Genomic DNA, 25613 nt, shown 5'->3' with positions numbered 1-25613 from the left:
CAGCCATAACGCAACCTGCGCTCTCGCACCTGCGCGCGCTCGAGGCCGAGGCCATCCACGTGATGCGCGAGGTCGCGGCCGAGCGCGAGAAGCCCGCCCTGCTGTTCAGCGGCGGCAAGGACTCGATCGTCCTGGTGCGCCTGGCCCAGAAGGCCTTCGCGCCGGGCAAGGTCCCGTTCCCGCTGCTGCACATCGACACGGGGCACAACTTCCCCGAGGTCATCGAGTTCCGCGACCGGCTGGTCGCGGAGAACGACCTCGAGCTGCTCGTCGGCTCGGTGCAGGCGTCGATCGACGCGGGCCGCGTGCGCGAGGAGACCGGGCCGCGGGCGTCGCGCAACCGGCTCCAGACGGTCACGCTGCTGGACGCGATCGAGGCCTACGAGCTCGACGCGTGCTTCGGCGGCGCCCGCCGCGACGAGGAGCGCGCCCGCGCCAAGGAGCGGGTGCTGAGCTTCCGCGACGACTTCGGGACGTGGGACCCGCGCCGCCAGCGGCCGGAGCTGTGGGACCTCTACAACGCGCGCGTACGCCGCGGCGAGAACATCCGCGCGTTCCCGATCTCGAACTGGACCGAGCTCGACGTGTGGCAGTACATCGCGTCCGAGGAGCTCGAGCTGCCGTCGATCTACATGGCCCACGAGCGCGAGGTCTTCGCCCGCGACGGGATGCTCTACGCGACGGGGCCGTACATCACGCTGATGGAGGGCGAGGAGCCGTTCACCGCGTCCGTGCGCTATCGCACGGTCGGCGACATGAGCTGCACGGGCGCGGTGCGCTCCACGGCGACGAACCTCCAGGACGTGGTGGCCGAGATCGCCGCGACGAACATCACCGAGCGCGGCGAGACCCGCGCCGACGACCGGGCTTCCGAGGCAGCGATGGAAGACCGCAAGAAGGAGGGCTACTTCTAGCCATGGACCTCCTTCGTCTCGCCACCGCCGGGTCGGTCGACGACGGCAAGTCGACCCTGATCGGCCGCCTGCTGTACGACGCCAAGGCCGTGCTGGCCGACCAGCTCGCCCACGTCGAGGAGCGCTCGGTCGACGGGCTCGACCTCGCCCTGCTGACCGACGGCCTGCGCGCCGAGCGCGAGCAGGGCATCACGATCGACGTCGCCTACCGCTCGTTCGCGACGCCGCGCCGGCGCTTCATCCTCGCCGACTGCCCCGGCCACGCGCAGTACACGCGCAACATGGTCACGGGCGCGTCGACGGCCGACCTCGCGCTGCTGCTGGTCGACGCCCGCGCCGGGCTGACCGAGCAGTCGCGCCGGCACGCCACGATCGCCGCGCTGCTGCGGATCCGCCACGTGATCGTCGCGGTCAACAAGATGGACCTGGTCGACTACGCCGAGGAGCGCTTCGACGAGGTCGTGCGCGAGGTCATGGAGCTCGGCTGCGCCGTCGGGCTGCGCGACGTCGAGTTCATCCCGATCAGCGCGCTGAAGGGCGACAACGTCGTCGAGAAGTCCGAGGCGATGGACTGGTACGCGGGCCCGCCGCTGCTCGAGCGCCTGGAGACGATCCCCGTCGAGCCGCCGGCCGTGCACGGCGCGCGGCTGCCGGTCCAGCTGGTGCTGCGCGGGGACGGCGGCGCGCGCTGGGCCGCGGGCCGGCTCGCGGCGGGGTCGCTGAAGGCGGGCGACGAGGTCGTCGTGCTGCCGAGCGGAGCGCGGTCGCGGGTGGCCGAGGTGCGCGACGCCGACGGGACGGCCGAGCAGGTCGACACCGGGTTGAGCGTGTCGGTGCGGTTGGAGGACGAGGTCGACCTCGCGCGCGGCGAGCTGATCGCCGCCGCCGAGGACGCGCCCGCCCCCACCCGAGAGCTCACCGCGACGATCTGCTGGCTCGGCGACCGCCCCGCCCGTGAGCGCGACCGCTTCCTGCTCAAGCACGGCACCCGCACGGTCCCGGCGCGGATCGACGGCATCTCCGGGCGGATCGAGTTCGAGTCGCTGGCCTGGCCGGCGGCCGACGAGCTGCGGCTCAACGACATCGCCCACGTCTCGCTGCGGCTGGGCGGCGAGATCGCGGCCGACGCCTACGAGCAGTGCCACGCCACGGGCGCGTTCATCCTGATCGACGAGGCGACGAACGACACGGTCGCCGCGGGGATGGTCACAACCGCTCGATGACGTAGTGCAGCGTCAGAAAGCGCTGCCCGGCGAGCGAGAAGCTGTGCTCGGTCTTCAGCTCGCCGTCGTCGACGTGCACGTGGATCCGCTCCTGGAACGCCAGCAGCTTGAGGACGGTGAGCTTGCCGTCCTCGACCGCGCTCAGATAGTGGCCGGGGAACGGCAGGTCCGACTTCGAGGTCAACAGCAGGCCGTCGGAGTCGACGTTGTGCGGCTGCAGCGTCGCGGTGAAGTTCGAGCTCGGGATCGGGAACCCGACGCTGACGTAGCCGCGGCCGGCGTGGCGGAAGCTCGTGTAGATGCCGACGTAGATCGGCTTGCCGGAGTCCGCGTAGGTGCGGACCCACCCGCGGATGTCGATGTTGTCGCCGTCGAAGGAGACGGTGTCGATCGTCGAGATCATCCCGCGCTGGGCCTCCTCGATGTTCGACGGGATCGTCGCCTGGCCGAGCGGCTCGGCGACCGTCGCCTTGAAGAGCGTGTACGCCGGCTTCATCCAGGTGCGCCACTCGGGCACGATGCTCAGCTTGAAGCGGCTCGTGTGCTCGTAGAACTCGCGGATCAGCGGGTGAACCCGGTCTGCTTGGAACGTCGGCCCGTTGAGCGAGTCCAGCGTCGCGAGGATGCCGACGTCCGGCGGGTTGCGGGCGAACGTGCCGCCTTGAAGGTCCGCCAGCTGCTCGACGTAGTCGGCGCCGACGTACTTCGTCCGCGCCTCGAAGGGCACGACGTAGAGCAGCTCCTCGGCCGGGACCGCCTCGGCCATGATCCGCACGAGCGGGCGCTTCCGGTAGGCGTAGGCGGCGATCAGGCGGTAGACGAGCGCGGTGAGCGCGCCGGCGAGCGCGGGCTGGTCGACGAGGAGCCCGATCACGACCCCGGTGGCGATGCCGAGCGCGAGCTTCGCCGGGCGCACGCCGAGCGCGCCGACGATCGCGCCGCAGACGATCGCGGTCGGCAGCGGCCCCAGGACGAGCCCGAGCAGCGCGCCGATCAGCGCCATCAGCAGCGCGCTGTGGAGGATGCGGCCCCACAGTGCCCCTGGCTTGGCGATGGCGGTGGCGGGCGCGACCACCACGAGCCCGATCACCGCGCCCGGCCAGCCGGCCAGCACGGCGCCGGCGCCGGCGCCCAGCGCGCCGCCCCAGATCGCCGCGTCACGGGTGTGGTGCTCGTTCGCCACGCGCCATATCGTACGGCGTACGTCGCACTCGGCGGCTTGGCCAAATAGGATTACTGCCGGGCGACCTCCCCTCCAAGCCGTCCACATCCCCTCCATGACGCGACTCGATGTACCGAGCCCCTCGCCGGCGACGGCGACCGATGGCCTTGCCCATGACACCGAGCTCCTCTCAGCCTCGCTGATCGAGGTGCTCGAGGAGCAGATGGGCCGCGTCTTCGCGTCCCGCCTGCAGTGGCTGTTCAAGACCGCCGCATCCGTGCGCGACGGCGACCAGGCAGCCGCCGAGCGGCTCGTCTCGTATCTGTCCGGCGTACCTGACGAGTCGGTCGAGCCGATCATCCGCGCCTGCTCGCTCGAGCTGCAGCTGGCGAACATCGCCGAGGAGCGCGAGCGGGTGCGCCGCCGCCGTCAGTACGACGCCACCGGCGAGGTCCAGCGCGAGTCGCTGGCCGAGACCGCCGAGATCCTGCGCGCCAACGACATCGACATCGCGCCGTTGGCCGCGCAGCTGCAGATCGAGCACGTGCTGACCGCCCATCCCACCGAGGCGACGCGGCGCTCCGTACTCGACCACCAGTGGGACGTCGCCGCGCTGCTGGACCGCCTCGACGACCCGCGGATCGGCCACTCGCGCCGCCGCGCGCTGCTCGACGAGCTGCGCGAGGTCCTCACGCTCTGGTGGCAGACCGACGAGCTGCGCCGCATCCGCCCGCGGGTGGAGGACGAGGTCCGCCGCAACCTGTTCTTCTTCGAGGCGGTCCTGTTCGACGCGATCCCGGCGGTGCTGGGCGAGATCGAGCACGCGCTCGCCGTCCGGCTCGTCCAGCCGGTGCTGTCGTATGGCTCCTGGACGGGTGGCGACATGGACGGCCACCCCGAGGTGGGCGCCGACACGCTCGCGACCGCGCTCTCGCTGCACCGCACCACCGCGCTGCGCCTGTTCCGCGTGCGGGTGGACCGGCTGGCGCGCATGTTCAGCCACTCGTCGCTGCGGATCCCGGTCTCCGAGGAGCTGCTGCAGTCGCTCGAGCACGACGCGGAGGAGCTGCCGAGCGCCGCCGGCCTGCGCCGCCCCCACCGCGAGTGGGAGCCGCTTCGGACCAAGCTCGCGTTCGTCCACCACCGGCTCGGCAACACGCTCACGCCGCGCGGGCGCGAGCCCGGCTACGCCGACGCGCAGGCGATGCGCCGCGACCTCGAGCTCGTGCTCGCGCACCTGAACTCGCGCCATGTCGCGATGGGTCACATCCGCCGCCTGCTGTGGCAGATCGACGTCTTCGGCTTCCACCTCGCGGGCATCGACATCCGCCAGGGCGCGGGCGTGGTCCGCGAGGCGACGGCCGCGATCCTCCCGGGCTTCGGCGACGCCGACGAGCCGCGCCGCCAGGAGCTGCTGACCGAGGCGCTCGCGTCCGGCCGCCGCGGGATCGAGCGCGACCCGGGCGGCGAGGCGGGCGAGCTGCTGCGCGTGCTCGACACGGTCGCTCTGAGCGCCGACGCCTACGGCCCGCAGGCTGTTCCGGCGTTCGTGATCTCGATGACCGAGAAGCCGTCCGACGTCCTCGCGGCCGCCTGGCTCGCGCAGCGCGCGGGCGCGTCCTCTCTGCGGCTGGTGCCGCTGTTCGAGACCCGCGCGGCGCTCGAGCAGGCGCCCGCGACGATGGCCGAGCTGTACGCCTGCGAGCCCTACGTCGCCCACCTGCGCACGCAGGCCAACCGCCAGACCGTGATGGTCGGCTACAGCGACTCCGGCAAGGACACGGGCTACATCGGGTCGACGTGGGCGCTGCACAACGCGCAGGAGCAGCTCGCGGCGCAGGCCGCCGACAACGACATCCAGCTCGAGCTCTTCCACGGCCGCGGCGGGTCGCCGTCGCGCGGTGGCGGGCGCACCTACCGCGCCATCCTCGCCCAGCCCGAGGGCACCGTGAACGGGCGCATCCGGATCACCGAGCAGGGCGAGACCGTGTCCGCCCGCTACGCCGACGCGGAGCTCGCCGAGCGGTCCTTGGAGCAGACGATCAGCGCGGTCCTGCTGGCGTCCGCGCTCCCGAACCCGCCGGTGCAGGACGAGTGGCGGGCGGAGATGGAGCGGCTGTCGGAGCGTTCGCGCGAGCGCTACCGCGGGCTCGTCTATGACGACCCGGAGTTCCTGCGCTTCTTCGGCCAGGTCGCGCCGATCGCCGAGCTCTCGCAGCTGAACATCGGCTCGCGGCCGCCGTCGCGCAAGGGCGTCGCGGGCGTCGAGTCGCTGCGCGCGATCCCGTGGGTGTTCGCCTGGACGCAGAACCGGCTGCTGCTGCCGTCCTGGTACGGCGCGGGCGCGGCGCTGGCGGCCGGCGGCCTGTCGCTGCATCGGGAGATGTGGCGCGACTGGCCGTTCTTCCGCGGCCTGATCGGCACGCTGGAGATGGCGCTCTTCAAGTCCGACCTCGGTGTCGCCGAGCGCTATCTCGGCCTGGTCGACGCCGACATCGCGGAGCGCTTCTGGACGGACCTGGTGGAGGAGTACGAGAGCGTCGTCGAGCGCGTGCTGCTGATCACCGGGCAGGACCGGCTGTTGGACGAGACGCCGGCGCTGCAGCGGCGGCTCGAGCACCGCAACCCGTGGATCGACCCGCTCTCGCACCTGCAGGTCGAGCTCCTGCGCCGCGTGCGTTCCGGCCGCGAGGAGGCCCGCTCGCCGCTACTCGCGACGATCACCGGCATCGCCGCCGGCATGCGCAACACCGGCTAACGCTTCCTCCTCCGTGGCGTAGAGCTGCTGCTCGCCCGCGAGCTCCAGCACGCGCCGCGTCGGAGTCCCCTCGCCGACGACGACGGCGAGGGGCAGCCCGCGGGCGCGTAACCGCTCCAGCAGGTGGACCCCGGCGGCATCGATGAACTCGAGGCCGCCGAGGTCGATCACGACGCCGGTCGCCTCGCCGAGGTCCGAGACGATCGCCGCCTCGAGCTCACGCGCGTTCGAGAGATCGATCTCTCCGGTGATCGCGACGACCACCACGTGGCGGTGCCGCCACACGAACACGCTGGCGATGTCGCTCACCGCGCTCTGGCGCCTTCGGAGGGCACGCCGTCGGCGTCGACCACGCTCGTCCACACGTCGTAGTCCCGGCCGTCGGTGTCGAGCGCGAGGTCGCCGGTGCGCGAGTCGAGCGCGATCGCGCGGGTGATGGCGGGCTCGTCCGATCCCTTCGGCCGGATGGCGACGGCCAGCGCGGTCGCGTTCGCGGGCGCGTCGTAGTGGACGACGACGCCGGCCGCGGTGCGCTTGACGGTCGCGCGAGGCGGCGGGGGCGCCGCGGGTGCGGCCTTGGGCGCGGCGGTCTTGAGGAGCGACGGGTCCAGCCAATGCGGGCGCACGCCGGGGCTGACGGGGCTGGACGAGTCGAAGGGCAGGATGCCGGTCTTCGTGTCGCCCCAGAAGCCGGGCCAGTTCGCCCAGGGGGTGTCGTCCTCGAGGACGATCAGCGCTGGGGCGATCTGCGGGCCCTTGCCGTCGGCCTGGTCGAACCAGTTGCCCGTCCAGTGCGAGCCCGTGGAGAAGTAGTTCGCGTGCGAGCCGCGCGCGACGTAGACGATCGGCGTGGTGCCGCTGAACGGCCGGCTCTCGGCCAGCTTGTGCTGCGAATAGACGGCCTGGACCGGCTTCTCGTTCGCGCCGAGGCGCAGCTGGACGAGCTCCCAGTCCCCCTCGTGGTTGCCGCCGGAGAGCGGGCCGAGGAGCTGGTAGTCGTTGTAGTAGTAGAAGAGCCAGTACTGCAGCCACAGGCGGCCCTGCGGGTCGCGGCGGGCGTGGGCGTGGACCCGGTCGCGGTACTGCGGCTGCTGGTGGAGCTTGGCCGCGTTCTTCGCGTAGTCGCGCGTCGTGTCGCCGATCGTGTCGGTCGCCGTCGCGGGGTACGCGGAGAGGAACGCGAGGCTGAGCTGCGGCGGTTTGGCGACGACGGTGCCGGTGGCGCGCTTGAGCACGTTCGTGCGCGAGTCGGTCCAGATCGCGGCCGAGTCCGCGAAGTAGACCTCGTGGGAGTCATAGACGAGGCGCGGCTTGTACCGTTCGAGCAGGACGCGTGGGTCGGTCATGCGCGTTCATGAACCTACCTGACCCGACGCATGCGCCCGCCCCTGAGCGGGCAAGTCCACTCTATGGCTCAGCTTCCCTCTCAGTCCCAATTCGGGGACTACGGCGAATGGCCTGGTCGCGACGTCCTCGACTCTGGCGGGGAGCGGCTGGGTGGTGTTCGCGAGATCTACCTCGACCGCGAGACCGGGCGCCCCGAATGGGTGCTCGTGGACGTGACCGGCGACGACGCCCGTTTCGTCCCCCTCGCCGATGCCTCCGTGGAGTCGTCGCGGATTCGCGTCGCACACACGGCGGAGGCGATCCGCAGCGCGCCGGGCATCGGCTCCGAGCCGCGGATCGACCAGTCCGAAGAGCGCCGGCTCTACGACCATTACGGGCTCGGGTACTCCGACTCCGACAGCGGCTCAGGGCTCCCGGCCGAGCACGAGCCACCGGCGACCGGCCCGACCCCTGGGGCGTGGGGCTCAGAGCAGGAGCCGACGCCGGCCGACCCGTGGGCGAAGGCCGAGGAGCCGGAGCCCGAGGACCCGTGGAAGACCTACGAGGGCCCGTCCGTCCAGTCCTCGTGGAGCGCGGCCGCCCAGGAGGAGCCGACGAACATGGCTCCGCCGCCGGCCGAGCCGCCGTCGGCCGAGGAGCTCGACGCGGCCGACATCCCGGAGCCGCCTGCGGCCTCCGAGGACTTCGCGGCCACGGCGACGCCGGAGCCGGAGCCCGTCGTCGCGGAGCCCGAGCCCGAGCCCGAGCCCGTCGTCGCGGAGCCCGAGCCGGAGCCCGTCCTCGCGGCGCCCGAGCCGGAGCCGGCGCCCGCCGTGCCCGAGCCCGAGCCGCCGCGCATCCACGCCGCCCCTCCCCCGCCGACCGAGGAGCCGTCGGGCGGGCCGCTCGACGTGCTGGGCGAGCGCAAGAACCTCGCGATCGGTGTCGCGGTCGCCGTCGTGCTGCTGTTCCTGATCCGCAAGCTGCGCTGACCATTCGTTAATCCACGGCCCTCACACTGAGGGCCGTGAACCTCATCTTCCCCTCAGACTCGGTCATCGTCGTCGCCGGCGTGCCTGGGGCGGGGAAGACGACGCTGCTGCGCCGCGCGGTCGATCGTTCGGTCGCGCGGGTGGTGGACACGGACGACCGCGTGCGCCGCGGGCCGCTGCTCTATCCCGGCCACTACGCGCGCATCGCGGCGGCGGTCCTCGGCCGTCGGCCGGTCGTCATCCACTCGCGCGGGACGCTGCCGCTGACGCGGCGGACGATCGCCCTGCTCGCCCGGTTGCGCGGGCGCCCGGCGCATCTGGTGCTGCTGCACGCCGACCGCGCGTCGGCCGAGGCGGGTCAGCGGCGGCGCGGCCGGACGGTCTCCGAGGAGGAGATGGACCGGCAGGTCGCGCGCTGGCATGCGTTGATGGCGGGACCGGTGCTCGAGGGCTGGACCTCGGTGCGGGTGCTCGATCGCGCGTCGGCCGGGGACGTCGACGCGTTCGAGTTCGTCCCGGTCGCGCGGCCGGTGCTTCAGGCCGCGTAGACGGCGAGCGCTTCCCGGACCCAGTCCGGGATCTCGGTCTTCTGCCACGTCTCGGCGTCGACGAAGACCTGCCGCAGCCAGCCCTCGACCAGCAACTCGTCGTCGCGGAGGATCTCGATCTCGAGCGTCAGGCTCGTCGTGCCGAACTTGGCGACCCGGGCGTGGAGGGCGATCAGATCGTCGAAGCGGGCGGGTGAGCGGAAGCGGATGTTGGCCTCGCCGACGACGACGTCGAGGCCGCGCACGACCATCGCCTCCCAGCTGCCGATGCTCGACGCTCGCCACAGCTCGGTGACCGTGTGGTCGAAGTAGGCGAGGTAATTGGGGTTGAAGACGATCCCCTGCGGGTCGCACTCGCCGTAGCGGACGCGGAGCTCGTGGACGAAGTCTCCCATTGCGTCCGCACAGTAGGGTGTTGCGCCGTGTGGGGCCGCACCGCGACGGAGCTCGCCGCGGGCCTGCGGGCCCGGGAGTTCTCAGCGCGCGAGGTGATGGAGTCGCACCTGGCCCGGATCGATTCCGTCAACCCGCGCGTGAACGCCATCGTCACGCTCGTCGAGCCCGAGGTCGCGCTGCGCATGGCCGATGAGGCCGACGCTTCGCCGCCCCGGGGTCTGCTGCATGGGTTGCCGCTCGCCGTCAAGGACCTCGAGGACACGGCGGGGATGCGCACGACGTACGGGTCGCCGTTGTTCGCCTCGCACGTGCCGGTGGCCGACTCGCTGCTGGTCGAGCGGCTCCGGGCGGCCGGCGCGCTGGTGATCGGCAAGACCAACACGCCCGAGTTCGGCGCGGGCTCGCAGACGTTCAACGCGGTGTTCGGGGCGACCCGCAACCCGTGGGATCTGTCGCGGACGCCCGGCGGGTCCTCCGGCGGCGCCGCGGCGGCGGTGGCGTCGGGGATGGTGCCGGTCGCCGACGGGTCGGATCTCGGCGCCTCGGTGCGCAATCCGGCCGCGATGTGCAACCTCGTCGGGCTGCGACCCTCGCCGGGCCGGATTCCCGACCACGGGCCGGGCGATCCCTGGAACCCGTTCCCCGTGCTGGGGACGATCGGCCGCACGGTGGATGACGTCGCGCTCCTGTACTCGGCGCTCGCGGGGCCTGACCCGCGCGATCCGCTGTCGTTCCTCGGGTCGATGGAGTCCGTGGAGCACACGGGGCGGATCGCCTGGAGCCGCACGGTGGGTGGGTTGCCAGTCGATCCGGCCGTGAGCGCGGTGCTGGAGGCCCGCCGGGAGACCTTGGAAGCGCTGGGCTATGAGGTCGTGGACGCCGAGCCGTCGTTCGAGGGCGCGGACGAGTGCTTCGAGGTGCTGCGCGGCGTGACGTTCGCGGGCGCCTTCAAAGAGCTCGTCCACAAGGTCAAGCCGACCCTCGCCGGCAACATCCGGTTCGGGCTCGGGCTGACCCCGGAGCGGATCGCGCGGGCGCTCTCGCTGCGCGGAGAGCTCTACACGCGGATGCGCGAGTTCCTGCAGGGGTTTGACGCTCTGGCGGCGCCCGTGACGCAGGTCCCCGCGTTCAGCGTGGAGGTCGAGTTCCCCGAGGAGATCGCCGGCGTGCCGATGGAGACGTACCTGTCGTGGTTCCGCTCGTGCTCGCGGATCACGGTCACGGCGCACCCGGCGGTGGCTGTTCCGGCCGGCTTCACCGAGGAGGGCCTGCCGGTGGGGCTGCAGCTCGTCGGGCGGGCGCGGCACGAGGCCGGGCTGCTCGACCTCGCCCGGGCGTTCTGCGGCGCGACCGGGCTGACGGAGCGGGTGCCGGAGCTCTAGCTTGCCCTGGCCGTCGACGCCACCCACGGCGGCGCATCGGGCGGCGTACGCCGACGCTGAGCCGCTGCCGTTCTGGATGGCGGTTCCGTCGTCGTCGTCGCCCGCTCTGCATGGGGTCGTCGATGCCGATCTGTGCATCGTGGGCGGCGGGTTCACGGGGCTGTGGGCGGCTTTGTATGCGAAGTCGTTGGACCCGGGGCGCGACGTGGTGCTCTTGGATGCCGAGACGGCCGGCTTCGGCGCGTCCGGCCGCAACGGCGGGTTCTGCGTCGCCTCCTTGACGCACGGGATCTCCAACGGCCTGGCGCGTTTTGAGGGCGAGATGGAGGTGCTGGAGCGGCTCGGGCTGTCGAACTTCGAGGGCATCGTGGAGGACCTCGCCCGGTACGGGATCGACTGCGACTTCGAGGCCACAGGCGAGCTCCTCGCGCTGACCGACGCCTACCAGGAGCCGTGGGTCGCCGAGGAACGTGAGTCGTTGGAGCGCTTCGGCCACCGCGTCACCGTGCTCGACGGCGCGGCGATGCGCGCCGAGGTGAAGTCGCCGACGTACGTCGGTGGCGTGTGGGACCACACCGGCGCGGGCGTGCTGGACCCGGGCAAGCTCGCCCGCGGCCTCCGAGACGCGGCGCTGGCCGCGGGCGTGCGCGTGTTCGAGCACTCGGCGGTGCACACGCTCCGCGAGGCGCCGCCCGCTCGCCCCACCGGCGCGGCCTCGCCGCCCGCCGCCGCGCGCCCCGCCGGCGCCGTCGAGGTCCTCACCGCTTCCGGCCGCGTCCGCGCCGCGCGGGTCCTGCTCGCCACGAGCGCCTATCCCCCGCTCCTGCGCTCGGTCGCCCACTACGTCGTCCCGGTCTACGACTACGTGCTGGTCACGGAGCCCTTGAGCGCGGCGCAGCTGGCGTCTGTCGGCTGGGCGAACCGCCAGGGGATCGGCGACGGCGGCAACCAGTTCCACTACTACCGCCTCACCGCCGACAACCGGATCCTGTACGGCGGGTGGGACGCCGTCTACCGCTTCCGCGGCCCTGTCGGCCCGCGCTGGGACGAGCACGACCCGACGTTCGCCACGCTCTCGCAGCACTTCTTCCACACGTTCCCGCAGCTCGAGGGCGTGCGCTTCACCCACCGCTGGGGCGGCGCGATCGACACGTCCTCGCGGTTCTCGGTCTTCTTCGGCACCGCGTTCGGCGGCCGCGTCGCGTACGCGACGGGCTATACGGGGCTCGGTGTCGGCGCGTCCCGCTTCGGCGGACGGACCGCCCTGGACCTCCTCGACGGCCGCGACACCGAGGCCACGCGACTGAAGTACGTCCGCTCCAAGCCGATCCCCTTCCCGCCCGAACCCCTGCGCTGGGCGGTCGTCCAGTACACCCGCAGCCGCCTCGCCGCCGCCGACCGCAACGACGGCCGCCGCGGCCCCTGGCTCCGCCTCCTCGACGCCCTCGGTCTCGGTTTCGACTCATAAAGGGGCCTGACCCCTTTATGTTCTCGCCGTGCTGTTCGAGCGCGATGAGGAACTCGCGACGCTCGGCTCGCTCGTCGACGCCGCGGGGGTCGGCCGCGGCGGTCTGGTGCTGGTGGAAGGCCCGGCGGGGATCGGGAAGACGCGGTTGCTGGCGGCCGTGCGGGAGATCGCGGTGGAGCGCGACGCGCTCGCGCTCACCGCGAGCGGCGCGGAGCTGGAGCGCGCGACTTCCCGTTCGGTGCGGTGCGGCAGCTGCTCGACCCGCTGGTGCGCGCCGACCGAGGCGCCCTGTTCCGTGGCGGGGCGGTGCACGCGCGGCCGCTCTTCGGCGACGCGCTCCCGAGCGCCGACGCCGACTACGCGACCCTCTACGGCCTCTACTGGCTGCTGGTCGAGCTGACCGAGCGCCGGCCCGCGCTGATCGTCATCGACGACATCCACTGGGCGGATGCACCGTCGCTGCGGTTCCTCGCGTTCCTCGCCCGCCGCCTCGACGGGATCCGCCTCTTAGTCACCGGCGCGCTCCGTCCCGCCGAGCCCGGCACGGACCGCAGCCTGCTGTCCGAGTTCACCCTCGGCGCCGAGGTGGTCCGCCCCGCGCCGCTCAGGCGCTGCTGGCCGAGGCCGCGCGCCAGGGCGTCGCACCCACCGAGGCGGGGAAGGAGCGCGTCCGCGACCTCGGCCCCGAGGGCCTCTCGCACCGGCTCCTGCGACGGCTCGAGGCGCTCGGCCCCGGCGCGCCCGAGCTCGCCCGCGCGCTCGCGATCCTCGGCGACGGCGCGCCCCTGCACCTCGCCGGCCGCCTCGCGGGCCTCGACGCCTGGGATGTCGCTCCCGCCGCCGCCGCGCTGCAGGGCGCGCAGCTGATCGACGGCACGACGTTCACCCATCCCGTCGTCCGCACCTCGATCCACCCCGACATCCCCGCCGTCCTGCGGGCCGAGCAGCACGGGCGCGCCGCCCGCCTGCTGGCCGAGGACGGCGCCGACCCCGACCGTGTCGCCGCTCAGCTGCTGCTCGCCGCGCCCGAGCCGTGGGCGGTCGAGCAACTGCGCGGCGCGGCGCGGACGGCACTCGCCCGCGGCGCGCCCGAGAACGCCGCCGCGTACCTGCGGCACAGCCTCCAGAGCGGGCTCGATCGCGCGACGCTGCTGCGCGAGCTGGCGGCGGCGGAGGCGATGCTGCAGGACCCGGCCGCGATCGCGCACCTGCAGGAGGCCCAGCGCCTGACGGACGACCCGCGCCGCGGCGCGGAGATCGCCGGCGACTTGGTCGAGCTGCTCGTCTTCGCGGGCCAATGGGACGCGGCGGTCGCGGTGATCGACGCGGCCCGAACACAGGTCGCGGCGGGCGACCCGCTCGAACTGCGGCTCGACATGACACTCACCGCCGCCGGCCGCACGCTCCACCTCCGCAGGGGCGCGAACCGCGTCGCGGTCCCACTCCCGAAGCGCCCGACCACCGGCGTCCTGCGCATCCCACTCAAACTGGGCGACACCCGCTCGGAACTCCTCGTGACCCGAACCTAAAGCCAACATTAATTGCCTGACCCCTTAGATTCGCTTTAGTTGCGACCTCGGCCTGGCGCCGTGTTCGAACCTAACGGCGGGATAAAGGGTCAGGCACCTTAGGTGGGGTTAAGGTTGGCGTTGGGGTGAGAGGTGGTGGGCTAGGGCGAGCGTAGCGGCGTCCAGCGAGCTTGGCTCGAGCGGGCCGAATGACGTGATCACCGCGGCCTCGACCGCGTTGACGGTCACGCCTGGGACCTCTTCGTCGATCGCGCCGGCGGTGGTCGCGTCCCAGGGGAAGTCGAGGGCGGCGTAGACGTCATCGAGGACGGCGCGGATGCCGGGGCCGTCGCCGACGACGATCGACGCGCCGAGGAGGGCGGCGCCGCGGACGAGGCGCTGGGCGGTGCCGATCAGCTTCACCCGCCCGCGCGCGTTGACGCTGTAGGCGCCCGGGCAGTACTCGCCCGGGACCTCGCCCACGCGGGCGTCGACGCCGAGGGTCCGCAGCGCGCCCGCGAGCCGCTCGCCCTCCTCCGCGAAGCGCGTGTGGGTGCCGACGACGGGGTCCTCCAGCGCCCACACCACGTCGATCGCCAGCGACGACGCGTGGTAAGCCGCCGCATGCCCGCCCGGGAGGCGCAGGACCGGCTCAAAACCATGTGCGCGGGCCGCGTCCACCGCGGCGGCGTAGCCGGGACGCAGCGCGTCGAGCTTGCCGAACGCGACCGCCGGCGCCGGCCGGTAGACGCGCAGCGTCGACCCCAGCTCCCCTGCCGCGACGCGATTGAGCAGCGCGTGCGAGACCGCGAGCTCGAGGGCGGCCGAACCGGCGGCCCCGGAGCGCACCAGCTGCATCGCCAAGAGACTCTACGAGCCGCCCGCGCCCGCGCCCGCGACCCGTGCCATCTATGCCGCGCGGAGGAGGTTGAAGCGCATGACCACCTCGGTGCCGCCGGTCTCCGGCGTGCGGACGTCGGCGGAGTCGGCCACCTGGGCGATCAGCCCGAGCCCGAGGCCGAGGCCCGGAGAGTCCACCCGCGGAGCGAGCCCGCTCCCCTCGTCGAGGACGTAGAGGCAGAGGTGATCGTCGAAGGCCTCGGCTTTGACGGTGACCAACCCGGGTACCGACCGGTCGCGATAAGCATGCAGGACGACGTTCGTGGTCGCTTCGGTGATCGCGAGCGCGATATCGCTGAGGACGGCGCGATCCTCCACGTGCTTCTGCGCCCAGTCGACGACTGTGCGGCGGGCCTGCATGGGGGTTTCGCGCGCAGCCGTGAAGGACCACGCGGCTTGGGGCACCCTGCGCCGCTACCCGCTTTGTCCGTCCTCAAACATCTTCCCGTGGGCGCATGGGCCGGACCGCGATCGCGACGACGGCGATCGCCGTCGGATCTCCGCCCGGCGGGCCGATCTCCACGTCCCACAACCACTCGAGCTCGCCCCGCGCGCGACAGCGGGCGACCGCTTCAAGGACGCCGTCAGAACAGTCGCCCACGACATAGGTGGAGTTGCTCAACCCGGACGGGAAGAAGCCGGCCGGGACGACCTCGACCGCGGTGCCGGTGGACGCGATCGACTCCGCCATCGCCGCGTACACGCCGCTGCGCACCGTCCCGTCGACGCCGAGGTGATCGGACCGCACCGCCACCCGCCCCGTCGTCGGGCTCGTGTACTCCAGCCCGTACCGGGCGTCGAAGCTGTCCTCGAACGGGACGACGAACCGGTCTTCGAGGCTCACGAAAGGAAGTCGACGATCGCCTGCACGGTCTCGTCCGGCGCCTCGAGGTGCGGCGCGTGGCGGGCGTCGAGCACCGTCCTCTGTACCGGGCCCGACACCCCGCGCTCGATCGCCTCGATCTGCGCCAGCGTCCCGTACTGGTCGTGCTCGCCCTGGATGAGCAGCGTGCGGGCGTACACGCTCCCGAGCACGTCCTCGATGTTCCACCCCCGGAACTCGGGTGCGAGCCAGATGTCGTTCCAGAGCCGGAACGTGCGCTCGGGATCGCGGTGGTAGCGGGCCATCCGCTCCCGCAGGTCCGAGGCGGCGAACGTCTCGCGCGCCTCTTCGATGCTCGCCACCGTGACGTCCTCGACGAACACGTGCGGAGCCAGCAGGACCAACGCCGACACCGGATGCTGCGACGCGTGGATGAGCGCGATCGACCCGCCGTCGCTATGGCCGACGAGTACGGGCCTCTCGATCCCCGCGTTGGAGAGGAGCCCCGGGAGGACGTCGAGCGCCTCCTCGTGCATGAACTCCGGCGTGCGGTCCTCGTCGGGAAGGTCGGACTGCCCGTGACCGGCGCGGGAGTAGACCAGCGCGCGCCGGCCGGTGGCGCGCGCCAACCGATCCGGGAAGTCCCGCCAGAGCGCGGCCGAGCCGAGGCCTTCGTGCAGGAACACGAGCGCGGGCTCGGTCCCGGGTCGCTCGTGCACCTCGAGGTTCATGCCACTGCCGCCTGTCGGCGGACGGCGCGCAGGCGGCTCCGGAGGCCGTTCATCACCCGCTCCGCGTACTCGGGCGCCCACAGCGCCGCGGCGCGCGAGCCCTCGGCGAGGATCGCCGCCTCGTCGTAGTCGAGGTCCGCCAGGCAGCGGGCGCCGAAGCCGACGTGCCAGCGCTCATCGCGCAGCACCAGCTCGACGCCCTGCCGCAGGCCGGGCAGCGGAACACCATCCAGCAGGTCGAGCAACAGCAATTGACCCGCCGTGAACACCACGCCCTCCAGCACCATGTGGTAGAGCCCGACCGCCTCTCCCGGCGCACCCGCGACGACCTCCGGCAGACGCACCTCGAAGAGCTCGACGAACGCGGGCGACACGTGCGCACGCGGGTCCGAGAGACCCACGGCGGCCGCGTAGCGGGCGAAGAACCGCGCGTGACGCTCCTCGTCGCGCTGCTGCGCGGCGAAGCACGCCGCGGCGGGCCCGTCGGCGAAGACCGCGAGATGCTCCGCCACCCCCGCCTCGCCCACGCAGAAGCCGGCGACGAGCTCGGTCAGCCGCGCGCCGGCGACCCGCGGCCACGCCCGCGCGTCGGCGCGCAGCGAGATCTCCCGCTCGTCCCACTGGACGGAGGCGGCGATGTCCAGGAAGTGCTCGTAGCTCGCGAACACGGGCCGCGACCGTAGCATCGGGGGCATGTTGCGCACCGAGACCGAGGACGGCGTCCTCACCGTCACCCTCGCGCGCCCCGAGCGGCGCAACGCGATCGACGGCGAGCTGGCGGCCGCGCTGCGAGCCGCCTTCGAAGCAGCGGCCGACGATCCCGCCGTGCGCGCGCTGATCCTGACCGGCGAGGGCAAGGCGTTCAGCGCCGGCGGCGACCTGAGCCGCTTCGACCGCGACTGGGACCCGCGCGAGTTCCGCCACGACAGCCATCGCCTGACGTCGCTGATCACGCTGCTCGAGCGGCTGGAGAAGCCGACCGTCGCCGCGATCAACGGGCCGGTCACCGGCGCGGGCACGCAGCTCGCGCTCGTCTGCGACGTCCGCCTCGCGGCGGAGTCCGCCCGCTTCATCTACCGCGAGGGCCGCCTCGGGATCATCCCCAGCCACGGCGGTGTCACCCGCCTCGTGAAGCTGATCGGTCAGGCCCGCGCGCGCGACGTCCTGCTCGGCGGCGAGGAGCTGAGCGCCGCCGAGGCGCATGCGGTCGGCCTGGTCACCGCGGTCGTGCCCGACGAGGAGCTGCTCGCGAACGCCCGCGAGCGCGTGACGCTGATGCTCAAGCGCTCCCCCCAAGCCTACGCGGCGGCCAAGCGTCTCCTGTGGCTCGCGGGCAACGTGGACCTGGAGAGCGGCATGGTCGCCGAGGGCCTCGCGCAGTCGCTGCTGATCGGAACCGACGAGCACAAGAAGGCGGTGCGGGAGCGATGATCATCGAGCTCGACGGCAAGACCCCGCAGGTCGCGGACGACGCGTTCATCGCCCCCACCGCGGTCCTGATCGGCGACGTGACCGTGCACCCGGGCGCGAGCATCTGGTTCGGCGCCGTCCTGCGCGGCGACAACAGCTCGATCGTCATCGGGAAGGGCTCCAACGTCCAGGACAACTGCGTCATCCACTGCGCCGACGACCTCCCCACGCTCGTGGGCGAGAACGTCACCGTCGGCCACATGGCGATGCTCGAGGGCTGCGTGATCGGCGACGGCGCGCTCGTCGGCATGGGCGCGATCGTCCTCCAGCGCGCCACCGTCGGCGCCAACTCCCTGATCGCCGCCGGCGCCGTCGTCGGCGAGGGCACGCAGATCCCGGACGGCGTGCTCGCCGCCGGCGTCCCCGCGAAGGTCAAGAAGGAGCTCGCGGGCAGCTCGCAGCGCTGGGTCGAGACCGCCGCCCGCGAGTACCAGTCCAAGCGCCTGCGCTACATGCGGTGAGGACGCTCGGCGTCGACGTCGCCTCGCAGGACGCCGGCACCGCGGTCTGCCTGACGCGGTGGCACGCCGGCCGGTGCACGATCGAGCACCTGCGGGTCGGGGTCGGCGACGACGAGATCGTGCGCCTCGCCGCCGACGCGGACGCGACCGGCATCGACGCGCCGTTCGGCTGGCCGACGACGTTCGTAGACGCGATCCGTCGCTGGGCCGAAGGCGAGGCGTGGCCGGCGCCCCTGGGCGACGAGACCCGCCGGCCGCTCCGGCTGCGCGCGACCGACCTGTGGATTCACGAGCAGACCGGCAAGTGGCCCCTGTCGGTGTCCGCCGACAGCATCGCGATGTGTGCGATGCGCGCCGTGACGATCCTGAGCCGGCTGGGCAGTGTGGACCGCGTCGACGGCCCGCACTTCGAGGTCTACCCCGGCGCGGCGCTGAGGCGCTGGAAGCTCGACAGCACCGGCTACAAGCGCGACCGGTCCGCGCGTGAGCGGCTGGTCGAGGCCCTCGCGCCGGGACTGCTCGTGCTCGACGACGAGCAGCGGGTCGAGCTCGCCCGCACCGACCACGCGCTCGATGCGCTGGTCTGCGCGCTGATCGCGCGCGCGGCCGCGACCGGCAGAACGCGACGGCCGCCCGCCGCGATGCGCGCCGTCGCCGCACGCGAGGGCTGGATTCACCTGCCGGACGAGGACGCACTGGGCGGGTTGCCGGCCCGCTAGGCCTTCGTGCCGAGCACCAACCGCACCGGCGCCGGCCAGGTTCGCGGCACCTCACGCGTCTCGGCGAAGCCGGCGGCGTCCAGCAGCGCGCAGGCCTCCGCCTCGCTGACCAGCGCGCCGCCGTAACGGGTCGTGCGCAGCGCGATGAGCCGCTGCGACAGCGGATCGGGCGGGCCGTCGAAGAGCCCGTAGATCGCGATGCCGCCGGACTTCAAGGCGGCAGCCGTCCGCTCGAGGGCGGCCGGGATGGCTGCGGGCGAGATGAACGGGGTCGCCAGCCACACCACGTCGAAGGCCGCCTCGTCGGTCATCTCCTCGACGCGCAGCTCGCGCAACTCGACGCGGTCTTCGAACCCGCGCACGGTCTCGCGGGCGTGCTGGAGCGCGAACGGCCACGGCTCCAGGCCGACGACCCGCACGCCCGGCCACTGGCGGCAGACCGCGACCGACAGCGCCGCGACACCCGCCCCCACGTCGAGGAACACCGCATCGGGACGCGACAAGGCCGCATCGAGCTCGGGAACGCACGCGAACGCTCCCGCGACGGACGCCGACCCGCGCCCGAGCGGCACGACGACGCCCGCGTCCTCGTTCGCCCAGCCGGGCGGGCGCTCGGGGTGGTCGACGAGATCAACGGCCTGGCGCAGGAACGCGCGGGCGAACGAGCCGATCATCGTCCGCTCGGCCGGGGTGAGCGCGGCGGGGTCGATCCCCAGCTCCTCCACGACGCCGTCGAGCGCGGCCGCGATCGCGGGATCGAGCTCGACGTCGTCCCGCAGCCGCGCGCCCAGCGCAGCCAGCGCCTCGGTCTGCGCCACCAGCCGCGTCAAGGTCGCCATGGCCTCCGGGAACGCCATGGCGGGGAACCTACGCCAGTGGAAACTCCGCGCGCAAGGTCGTCCCCGCACCGACCGGGCTCGTCACGCTCAGCCGCCCGCGCAGCGCCTCGACCCGATCCTGCAGCCCCACGAGCCCCGAGCCGCCGCCCGCGACCGCGCCGCCGCGCCCATCGTCGGCCACGACCAGGACCAACGAGCCGTCCACAACGCTCACCGACACGGTCACCACCGAGGCGGAAGCGTGCTTGGCGGCGTTCGTCAGCGCCTCGGAGGCGACGTAGTAGACGGCGATCTCCAGCTCGGGCGCGAACCGCTCGTCGACGACCGAGTACTCGACCGGGACGGACGCCCGAGTCGCGAGCGCGCCGATCGCCGCCTCCAGGCCACGCGACAACGCCGCCGGGTGCAGTCCCCGCGCCAATTCCCGCAGCTCCTCGTGCGCCTTGCCGAGCTCCTCGAGGATCGCGTCGACGGCCGCGACGTCATCCACCCGCGGGCGCAGCATCCGCAACGCCAGCCGCGCGCTCACGAGCCGTTGCTGCGCCCCGTCGTGCAGGTTGCGCTCCAGACGCCGCCGCTCCTCGTCGGCGGTCCGCACCAAGCGGGCGCGCGACTCGAGCAGCCGCTCCCGCGCGTCCGCGCCCGCGACCGCGATCGAGACGATCTCGGTGAACGCCGCCAGCGCCTCCTCGGTGTCCACCGGCAGCGTCTCGGAGTGGAACGCGGACACGATCAGCGCTCCCCAGACCGCGCCCTCGACCGTCACCGGCGCCGCCGCGCTCGCCCGCAGCCCGCTCGGCCGCAGCAGCGCGCCCATCGCACCGACGGCCACCGCGTAGTCGTCGAACCGCGCCGGCAGGCCCGTCTCGCGCACCAGCGTCAAGGCGCCGCCGCCGTCCAGAGCGAAGCTCATCCCGGGCGGCAAGGCCTCGCGCGCGAGCTCCCCCCAGCGCCCGACCAGCGCCGCGCCGTCAGCCCCGAACCGCACGACCCCGCCCGCACCCACGCCGCACACCCGCGCGGCCTGCTCGGAGATCGCGTCGAAGACCTCCTCCGGGGCGACGCCACGCGCCACCAGGACGGCCACCTCACGCAGCGCTCGCTCGACGTTCACGCCCCCGAGTGATAGCGGCCGATGAATCCGGGCCGGGTAAACCGTCCTAGAAACCATGACCCACGTTCTCGTTCCCGGCGCCGGTGGGGAAGCCTGGTACTGGCACCTCGTCGCGCCGCTGCTCGACGACGCGATCGCCGTCGAGCTCCCTACCGGCGACCCCGACGCCGGCCTGCAGGACTACGCCGACGCGATCACCGCCGCGGCCGGCGACCGCGAAAAGGTCACGCTGGTCGCGCAGTCGATGGGCGCGTTCTCCGCGCCGATGGCCGACCTCGACATCAAGAACATCATCCTCGTCGCCCCGATGATCCCCGCGCCCGGTGAGACCCCCGGCGAGTGGTGGACCACCTCGGGCCTGCCGGATGCGGGCGCGCCGCCGTTCGACGAGTGGGAGACGTTCTTCCACGATGTCCCCGAGACCATCTGCCGACAGGCCCGCGAGCGGGGCGAGCCCAGGCAGGAGGACAAGCCGTTCGGTGACCGGTGGCCGCTCGACAAGTGGCCGGACGTCCCGATCCGCGTGATCGCCGGCCTGCACGACCGCCTGTTCCCGTACCCGTTCATCCAGCGGCTCGCGCGCGAGCGGCTCGGCGTCGAGGCCGAGCCGATCGCCACCGGCCACATGCCCGCGCTCGTGCGGCCCGAGGAGCTCGCTCGTACTCTCTAAGGCTCCAATGCGGCTCATCGATGTCCTCCCGAGCGAGCCGGATGCCGATGCCGTCTATGAGGCGTTCACCGAGTGGGCGGAGTCGCAGGGCCTGAGCCTCTACCCGCACCAGGAAGAGGCCGCGATCGAGCTGTTCAGCGGCAACAACGTGATCCTGGCCACGCCGACCGGCTCCGGCAAGTCCACCGTCGCGGTCGCGGCGCACTTCGCCGCGCTCGCCGACGACCGCGTCACGTTCTACACGGCGCCGATCAAGGCGCTCGTGAGCGAGAAGTTCTTCCAGCTGTGCGCGATCTTCGGCGCCGACCGGGTCGGGATGCTCACGGGCGACGCGTCGGTGAACCCGCGGGCGATGATCATCGCCTGCACGGCCGAGGTCCTGGCCAACATCGCGCTGCGCGAGGGCGCGGACGCGGACATCGGCCAGGTCGTGATGGACGAGTTCCACTTCTACGCGGAGCCGCAGCGCGGGTGGGCGTGGCAGGTCCCGATCCTCTCCCTGCCCCAGGCCCAGTTCCTGCTGATGAGCGGCACGCTCGGCGACGTCAAGGCGCTGCGCGAGGACCTCACCCGCCGCACCGGCCGCGAGACCGCGCTGGTCGACGACGCCGAGCGCCCCGTGCCGCTGCACTTCAACTGGTCGCTCGCCCCGCTGCACGAGCTGCTGGAGGAGCTCGTGCGCGTCGACCAGGTCCCGGCCTACGTGGTGCACTTCACCCAGGCGTCGGCGTTGGAGACCGCGCAGTCGCTGCTGTCCGCCAAGCTGTGCACCCGCGAGGAGCGCGAGGCGATCGCGGAGACGATCGGCGCGTTCCGCTTCAGCGCAGGCTTCGGGAAGACGCTGTCCAAGCTCGTGCGCAGTGGCATCGGCGTCCACCACGCCGGGATGCTGCCGCGCTACCGGCGGCTCGTCGAGCAGCTCGCGCAGACCGGCCGGCTGAAGGTGATCTGCGGCACCGACACGCTCGGCGTCGGCATCAACGTCCCGATCCGCACGGTCGTCTTCACCGGCCTGGCCAAGTTCGACGGCACCAACCACCGGCTCCTGAAGTCGCGCGAGTTCCACCAGATCGCCGGCCGCGCCGGCCGCGCCGGGTTCGACACCGCCGGCTACGTCGTCGTGCAGGCGCCCGAGCACACGATCGAGAACGCGCGCCGCGTGGCCAAGGCGGCGGGCGACGAGAAGAAGCTCAAGCGGGTGCAGAAGGTCAAGGCCGCCGAGGGCGTCGTCAGCTGGACCGAGGACACCTATGAGCGGCTGCGCACCGCGATGCCGGAGCCGATGCAGTCGCGGATGCGGGTCAACCACGCGATGCTGCTCAACGTCATCAACCAGGCCCGCGACCCCGCGGTCGCGATCCGCGAGCTGATGGAGGACAACCACGAGGACGAGCGCGGGCGCACCCGCCTCTCCACGCAGGCCGCGTCGCTGCAGGAGGAGCTGCTGACCTCCGGCGTGCTCGAGTGGCTCGAAGAGCCCGACGAGTACGGCCGCACGCTGCAGCTCGCGCCGGCGTTGCAGGACGACTTCGCGCTCAACCAGCCGCTGGCGTCGTTCGCGCAGCAGGCCTTCGAGTTGATCGACCCCGAGTCCGAGACCTTCGCGCTCGACGTGCTGTCGGTCGTGGAGTCGATCCTCGACGACCCGTTCCCGGTCCTGATGGCGCAGACCAAGAAGGAGAAGGACGCGGCGATCCAGCAGATGAAAGCGGATGGCATCGAGTACGAGGAGCGGATGAAGCTGCTCGAGGAGATCACGTACCCGAAGCCGCTCGACGAGCCGCTGCGCACGGCGTTGGCGCTGTACCGCGAGACCCACCCGTGGGTGCTGGACTCGGACCTCTCCCCCAAGTCCGTCGTGCGCGACATGTACGAGTGGGGGCGCACGTTCACCGAGTTCATCGCCTACTACGGCATCGCCCGCGCCGAAGGTCTCGTCCTGCGCTACCTGAGCGACACCTACCGGGCGCTGCGCCAGACCGTGCCGGACCGCGTGAAGACCGAGGAGCTCGATGACATCGAGGAGTGGCTCGGTGAGACCGTCCGCCAGATCGACTCCTCCCTCCTGGACGAGTGGGAGGCGTTGACGGACCCCGAGTCCGTCGCCCGTGCCGCGGAGGCTGCCGCCGCGGGCGAGCCGATCGCCCCGCCACGACCGATCACGGCCAACGAGCGCGCGTTCCGCGTGATGATCCGCAACGCGATGTTCCAGCGCGTGCAGCTCGCGGCGCGCGACCGCTACTACGACCTCGCCGCGCTCGAGAGCGATCTGCCCGGCAAGGCCGTGATGAACGCGCACGCCTGGGAGGAGGCGCTGGGCGCGTACTGGGACGAGTACGAGAACCTCGGCGACGGGCCGGAGGCGCGGGCGCCGGGGCTGCTGCTGATCGAGCCGGGGAACGCCCGCGAGTGGACAGTGCGGCAGATCATCGACGATCCTGAGGGCAACCACGACTGGTCGATCGTCGCCACGGTCGACCTCGACGCCTCCGACGCCGCCGGCGAGCCCGTGATCCGCACCCGATCCTTCTCGCACACATGACGCGCCCACCGGCCGGCATGCCACCGCCGCGCACCGCGGAGCTCGACGGCGAGCGCATCGAGCTCACGCCCTGGGCCGAAGCGGTCGCCGAGCGCTACTTCGCCGAGTTCCCGGAGGACCTCGAGCGCTACGGCGACGCGGCGATGCCGTGGGAGATCCACGACACGCTGCACACGCTCAACTGGGCCGTGCTCGACCTGCGTGGGTTCGCCAGCCTCCAGAAGAACATGCTCTGGCTCGCGGGCGTGCTGGTGGCGCGGGACTTCCCGCTCGAGCATCTCGCCCGCAACATCGAGCTCTGCGCCGAGGTCGTGGAGCACGAACGGCTGGCGGCGACGCTGCTCGCCGCGGCCGACGCGGTGCGCAACAGCTAGAGCAACCCGAGCTCGCGCCCGCGCTCGACGGCTTCGGCCCGGCTCGACACGCCGAGCTTGCGGAACAGCGTGCGCGAGTGACTCTTGACGGTGTTCAGCGAGACGAACAGCTCGTTGCCGATCTCGCGCTGCGACAGCTCGGTCGCAAGGAGCCGCAGGACGGTCAGCTCGCGTTCGCTCAGCTCCTCGTCGAGCCGGTCGCGCGGGGCGCCCGGAGCGAGCTGGAGCGCGCGTTCGAGCGCCGCCAGGCGGTCCGCGAGCGCAGCGGGGTCGGGGCAGGCGTCGACGACGGCGCGCGCCTCGCGGGCCAACGCGCGGGCGCCGCTGACATCGCGCCGCCGCCGGCGCATCGTGGCCTGGGCGAGCAGAGCGTGGGCGTGGTCGAGCGGCCACGCGGCGCGAGCCGCGAGCACCGCGGCACGCTCGTAGAGGCGGTCGGCCTCGTCGAGGTCGCCGCGGGTCTCGGCGAGCATCCCCGCGGCGGTGTGGGCCAGCGACGCGGTGGGAGCCTCCGCGAACCCGAACTCGTCGATCAGCTGTTCCGCCTCGGTGACCAGCCGGGTGCCCGTGTCCGTGTCGCCGGCATCGAGCCGCGCCGCGGCGAGCAGGCCGAGCGTCGTGAGCAGCATCTGCGGCTGGGGAGCCTGCTGCAGGGCGAAGTGGGTGGGCTCGAGCGCCGCGACGGCAGCGTCGCGGTCGCCCGCGAAGTACCGGGCGGCGCCGAGCATCATGCCCGCGAGGAACCGCGCCGCGGGCGCTTCCTCCTCCGCGGCGATGGCGGCCATCGCCTCCGTGCGGCCGACGTTCCCGCGCATGTAGGCCAGCGACGCGCGGGTGAGGGCGACCTTGCCGGAGAGCGTGCCGAGCATGTCCGGGGCGGCGCCGCGGAGCGGGTTGCGCTCCGCGGCCTCGAGCAGCGGCTCGACGGCCTCGAAGCGGCCTGTGAGCATCGACGTCCAGCCCAGAGCGATGCACAGCCGGGCATCCGCGACGATCACGTCCTGGTCGAGCGCCTTCAGCCAACGGTCGACCACCCGCGGGTCGCCCTGAGCGACCTGCTGCCAGTGCGCGGCGATCATGTCACTCGCGCTGTCGGTCTCGTCCGCGGCGATCGCGTGGGTGATCGCCTCGTCGATGTTCCCCGCCCGCCAGTGCCAGGCCGACGCTCGGGCGTGCAGATCGCGCAGCAGCGCCCGGTCGCGCTGGGCGAGCTCGTGGTGGAGCAGCTCCCGCAGCAGGTGGTGGTAGCGATACCAGTGCCCGCGATCGTCGAGCGCGACCAGGAACAGGTTC

Annotated in this window: 28 protein-coding genes; 15 read left to right on the top strand and 13 right to left on the bottom strand. The window is 72.7% G+C overall.

Going from position 1 to position 25613, the window contains the following annotated elements:
* Positions 1–62: 62 nt before the first annotated feature.
* Complete coding sequence (gene cysD, locus G569_RS0130215; protein WP_371683494.1) at positions 63–914, top strand: sulfate adenylyltransferase subunit CysD; 852 nt, start codon at positions 63–65, stop codon at positions 912–914.
* 2 nt (positions 915–916) lie between these two features.
* Positions 917–2137 carry a sulfate adenylyltransferase subunit 1 gene (locus G569_RS52790; RefSeq protein WP_037500289.1) on the top strand — a complete coding sequence of 407 codons (1221 nt, stop codon included), beginning with the start codon at positions 917–919 and terminating at the stop codon, positions 2135–2137.
* Here the strand turns inward: G569_RS52790 and G569_RS0130205 are convergent.
* Positions 2121–3320 (bottom strand): hypothetical protein, encoded by a 1200-nt coding sequence (locus tag G569_RS0130205; protein WP_053227183.1) that lies wholly within the window; start codon positions 3318–3320, stop codon positions 2121–2123. The genes G569_RS52790 and G569_RS0130205 overlap by 17 nt on opposite strands.
* Before the next feature lie 94 nt (positions 3321–3414).
* Here G569_RS0130205 and ppc point away from each other — a divergent pair, with 94 nt between their 5' ends.
* Entirely contained in the window at positions 3415–6057 is a 2643-nt protein-coding gene (ppc, locus tag G569_RS52785) for a phosphoenolpyruvate carboxylase (protein ID WP_053227182.1), read from the top strand.
* On the opposite strand, the gene G569_RS64125 is transcribed toward ppc, so the two are convergent.
* Positions 6007–6324, bottom strand: a complete 318-nt coding sequence (locus G569_RS64125; protein WP_503473929.1) for an STAS domain-containing protein — start codon at positions 6322–6324, stop codon at positions 6007–6009. The two genes, ppc and G569_RS64125, sit on opposite strands and share 51 nt — an antisense overlap.
* Positions 6325–6362: 38 nt before the next feature.
* On the bottom strand, positions 6363–7403 hold the full coding sequence (locus G569_RS61675; protein WP_028066187.1) for a hypothetical protein: 1041 nt from the start codon (positions 7401–7403) through the stop codon (positions 6363–6365).
* Positions 7404–7466: 63 nt separating this feature from the next.
* Here G569_RS61675 and G569_RS64835 point away from each other — a divergent pair, with 63 nt between their 5' ends.
* Positions 7467–8375, top strand: coding sequence for a PRC-barrel domain-containing protein (locus G569_RS64835; protein ID WP_211233136.1), 909 nt, complete (start codon positions 7467–7469; stop codon positions 8373–8375).
* A 35-nt stretch (positions 8376–8410) separates the two neighbouring features.
* A complete protein-coding gene (locus G569_RS52775; RefSeq protein WP_053227180.1) occupies positions 8411–8923 on the top strand; it encodes an AAA family ATPase in 513 nt (170 codons plus the stop codon).
* Here the strand turns inward: G569_RS52775 and G569_RS0130175 are convergent.
* Positions 8911–9318, bottom strand: a complete 408-nt coding sequence (locus tag G569_RS0130175) for an acyl-CoA thioesterase (protein ID WP_028066185.1) — start codon at positions 9316–9318, stop codon at positions 8911–8913. The genes G569_RS52775 and G569_RS0130175 overlap by 13 nt on opposite strands.
* A gap of 27 nt (positions 9319–9345) precedes the next feature.
* Between G569_RS0130175 and G569_RS0130170 the strand changes: the two genes are divergently transcribed.
* From G569_RS0130170 to G569_RS61665, 3 genes are all read left to right on the top strand, one after another.
* Entirely contained in the window at positions 9346–10701 is a 1356-nt protein-coding gene (locus G569_RS0130170; protein WP_028066184.1) for an amidase family protein, read from the top strand.
* A 76-nt stretch (positions 10702–10777) separates the two neighbouring features.
* Positions 10778–12169 (top strand): NAD(P)/FAD-dependent oxidoreductase, encoded by a 1392-nt coding sequence (locus G569_RS0130165; RefSeq protein ID WP_053227331.1) that lies wholly within the window; start codon positions 10778–10780, stop codon positions 12167–12169.
* A 28-nt stretch (positions 12170–12197) separates the two neighbouring features.
* Positions 12198–12569, top strand: coding sequence for an ATP-binding protein (locus G569_RS61665; RefSeq protein ID WP_084285795.1), 372 nt, complete (start codon positions 12198–12200; stop codon positions 12567–12569).
* On the opposite strand, the gene G569_RS52770 is transcribed toward G569_RS61665, so the two are convergent.
* Complete coding sequence (locus tag G569_RS52770) at positions 12547–13377, bottom strand: hypothetical protein (protein WP_157592423.1); 831 nt, start codon at positions 13375–13377, stop codon at positions 12547–12549. The genes G569_RS61665 and G569_RS52770 overlap by 23 nt on opposite strands.
* On the opposite strand from G569_RS52770, the gene G569_RS0130150 reads away from it, so the two are divergent.
* A complete protein-coding gene (locus tag G569_RS0130150) occupies positions 13348–13698 on the top strand; it encodes a hypothetical protein (RefSeq protein ID WP_028066181.1) in 351 nt (116 codons plus the stop codon). The genes G569_RS52770 and G569_RS0130150 overlap by 30 nt on opposite strands.
* Positions 13699–13806: 108 nt before the next feature.
* On the opposite strand, the gene G569_RS0130145 is transcribed toward G569_RS0130150, so the two are convergent.
* Genes G569_RS0130145 through G569_RS0130125 form a run of 5 tightly spaced genes read right to left on the bottom strand, consistent with a single transcriptional unit; the run spans position 13807 to position 16799 of the window.
* Complete coding sequence (locus tag G569_RS0130145) at positions 13807–14535, bottom strand: lipoate--protein ligase family protein (protein WP_028066180.1); 729 nt, start codon at positions 14533–14535, stop codon at positions 13807–13809.
* Between the two features lie 51 nt (positions 14536–14586).
* On the bottom strand, positions 14587–14982 hold the full coding sequence (locus G569_RS0130140) for an ATP-binding protein (protein ID WP_157592422.1): 396 nt from the start codon (positions 14980–14982) through the stop codon (positions 14587–14589).
* A 28-nt stretch (positions 14983–15010) separates the two neighbouring features.
* Positions 15011–15421 carry a PaaI family thioesterase gene (locus G569_RS52765; protein WP_053227178.1) on the bottom strand — a complete coding sequence of 137 codons (411 nt, stop codon included), beginning with the start codon at positions 15419–15421 and terminating at the stop codon, positions 15011–15013.
* Positions 15418–16131 (bottom strand): alpha/beta fold hydrolase, encoded by a 714-nt coding sequence (locus G569_RS0130130; RefSeq protein ID WP_028066178.1) that lies wholly within the window; start codon positions 16129–16131, stop codon positions 15418–15420. The genes G569_RS52765 and G569_RS0130130 overlap by 4 nt, the downstream gene beginning before the upstream one ends.
* Entirely contained in the window at positions 16128–16799 is a 672-nt protein-coding gene (locus G569_RS0130125) for a ferritin family protein (RefSeq protein WP_053227177.1), read from the bottom strand. Before G569_RS0130125 ends, G569_RS0130130 begins: the two co-directional genes overlap by 4 nt.
* A gap of 25 nt (positions 16800–16824) precedes the next feature.
* On the opposite strand from G569_RS0130125, the gene G569_RS0130120 reads away from it, so the two are divergent.
* The 3 genes from G569_RS0130120 to G569_RS0130110 are packed head-to-tail and all read left to right on the top strand — an operon-like array spanning position 16825 to position 18781.
* Positions 16825–17562 (top strand): enoyl-CoA hydratase/isomerase family protein, encoded by a 738-nt coding sequence (locus G569_RS0130120; protein WP_028066176.1) that lies wholly within the window; start codon positions 16825–16827, stop codon positions 17560–17562.
* On the top strand, positions 17559–18062 hold the full coding sequence (locus tag G569_RS0130115) for a gamma carbonic anhydrase family protein (RefSeq protein WP_028066175.1): 504 nt from the start codon (positions 17559–17561) through the stop codon (positions 18060–18062). Before G569_RS0130120 ends, G569_RS0130115 begins: the two co-directional genes overlap by 4 nt.
* Positions 18059–18781, top strand: a complete 723-nt coding sequence (locus G569_RS0130110) for a DUF429 domain-containing protein (RefSeq protein ID WP_028066174.1) — start codon at positions 18059–18061, stop codon at positions 18779–18781. Before G569_RS0130115 ends, G569_RS0130110 begins: the two co-directional genes overlap by 4 nt.
* Here the strand turns inward: G569_RS0130110 and G569_RS59280 are convergent.
* Complete coding sequence (locus tag G569_RS59280) at positions 18778–19638, bottom strand: SAM-dependent methyltransferase (RefSeq protein ID WP_053227176.1); 861 nt, start codon at positions 19636–19638, stop codon at positions 18778–18780. The two genes, G569_RS0130110 and G569_RS59280, sit on opposite strands and share 4 nt — an antisense overlap.
* Positions 19639–19648: 10 nt before the next feature.
* Positions 19649–20734 (bottom strand): sensor histidine kinase, encoded by a 1086-nt coding sequence (locus tag G569_RS52755; protein WP_053227175.1) that lies wholly within the window; start codon positions 20732–20734, stop codon positions 19649–19651.
* A 55-nt stretch (positions 20735–20789) separates the two neighbouring features.
* Here G569_RS52755 and G569_RS0130095 point away from each other — a divergent pair, with 55 nt between their 5' ends.
* Genes G569_RS0130095 through G569_RS0130085 form a run of 3 tightly spaced genes read left to right on the top strand, consistent with a single transcriptional unit; the run spans position 20790 to position 24320 of the window.
* Positions 20790–21404 (top strand): alpha/beta fold hydrolase, encoded by a 615-nt coding sequence (locus G569_RS0130095; RefSeq protein WP_028066173.1) that lies wholly within the window; start codon positions 20790–20792, stop codon positions 21402–21404.
* A gap of 7 nt (positions 21405–21411) precedes the next feature.
* Positions 21412–23946, top strand: coding sequence for a DEAD/DEAH box helicase (locus G569_RS0130090; RefSeq protein ID WP_028066172.1), 2535 nt, complete (start codon positions 21412–21414; stop codon positions 23944–23946).
* On the top strand, positions 23943–24320 hold the full coding sequence (locus tag G569_RS0130085) for a hypothetical protein (RefSeq protein ID WP_157592421.1): 378 nt from the start codon (positions 23943–23945) through the stop codon (positions 24318–24320). Before G569_RS0130090 ends, G569_RS0130085 begins: the two co-directional genes overlap by 4 nt.
* Here the strand turns inward: G569_RS0130085 and G569_RS61660 are convergent.
* The gene (locus tag G569_RS61660; RefSeq protein WP_053227174.1) at positions 24317–25399 is read right to left on the bottom strand and encodes a helix-turn-helix transcriptional regulator; all 1083 of its coding nucleotides are present in this window, start codon (positions 25397–25399) and stop codon (positions 24317–24319) included. The two genes, G569_RS0130085 and G569_RS61660, sit on opposite strands and share 4 nt — an antisense overlap.
* Positions 25400–25613: the final 214 nt, after the last annotated feature.

The organism is Solirubrobacter soli DSM 22325 (genome assembly GCF_000423665.1).
GTDB lineage: Bacteria > Actinomycetota > Thermoleophilia > Solirubrobacterales > Solirubrobacteraceae > Solirubrobacter > Solirubrobacter soli.
Note: the sequence above shows the minus strand (reverse complement) of the source record. Positions and strands in the feature narration are given on the sequence as shown.

Bases quoted from the DNA above. Each gene is read 5' to 3' on its own strand.
- G569_RS0130120 (WP_028066176.1), top strand. From the start codon at position 16,825: ATGTTGCGCACCGAGACCGAGGACGGCGTCCTCACCGTCACCCTCGCG.
- G569_RS0130115 (WP_028066175.1), top strand. From the start codon at position 17,559: ATGATCATCGAGCTCGACGGCAAGACCCCGCAGGTCGCGGACGACGCG.
- G569_RS0130150 (WP_028066181.1), top strand. From the start codon at position 13,348: ATGCTGCAGGACCCGGCCGCGATCGCGCACCTGCAGGAGGCCCAGCGC.
- G569_RS64835 (WP_211233136.1), top strand. From the start codon at position 7,467: ATGGCTCAGCTTCCCTCTCAGTCCCAATTCGGGGACTACGGCGAATGG.
- G569_RS61660 (WP_053227174.1), bottom strand. From the start codon at position 25,399: ATGATCGCCGCGCACTGGCAGCAGGTCGCTCAGGGCGACCCGCGGGTG.
- G569_RS0130165 (WP_053227331.1), top strand. From the start codon at position 10,778: ATGGCGGTTCCGTCGTCGTCGTCGCCCGCTCTGCATGGGGTCGTCGAT.
- G569_RS52790 (WP_037500289.1), top strand. From the start codon at position 917: ATGGACCTCCTTCGTCTCGCCACCGCCGGGTCGGTCGACGACGGCAAG.
- G569_RS0130145 (WP_028066180.1), bottom strand. From the start codon at position 14,535: ATGCAGCTGGTGCGCTCCGGGGCCGCCGGTTCGGCCGCCCTCGAGCTC.
- G569_RS0130130 (WP_028066178.1), bottom strand. From the start codon at position 16,131: ATGAACCTCGAGGTGCACGAGCGACCCGGGACCGAGCCCGCGCTCGTG.
- G569_RS61675 (WP_028066187.1), bottom strand. From the start codon at position 7,403: ATGACCGACCCACGCGTCCTGCTCGAACGGTACAAGCCGCGCCTCGTC.
- cysD (WP_371683494.1), top strand. From the start codon at position 63: ATGCGCGAGGTCGCGGCCGAGCGCGAGAAGCCCGCCCTGCTGTTCAGC.
- G569_RS0130090 (WP_028066172.1), top strand. From the start codon at position 21,412: ATGCGGCTCATCGATGTCCTCCCGAGCGAGCCGGATGCCGATGCCGTC.
- G569_RS59280 (WP_053227176.1), bottom strand. From the start codon at position 19,638: ATGGCGTTCCCGGAGGCCATGGCGACCTTGACGCGGCTGGTGGCGCAG.
- G569_RS0130095 (WP_028066173.1), top strand. From the start codon at position 20,790: ATGACCCACGTTCTCGTTCCCGGCGCCGGTGGGGAAGCCTGGTACTGG.
- G569_RS0130085 (WP_157592421.1), top strand. From the start codon at position 23,943: ATGACGCGCCCACCGGCCGGCATGCCACCGCCGCGCACCGCGGAGCTC.
- ppc (WP_053227182.1), top strand. From the start codon at position 3,415: ATGACGCGACTCGATGTACCGAGCCCCTCGCCGGCGACGGCGACCGAT.
- G569_RS0130175 (WP_028066185.1), bottom strand. From the start codon at position 9,318: ATGGGAGACTTCGTCCACGAGCTCCGCGTCCGCTACGGCGAGTGCGAC.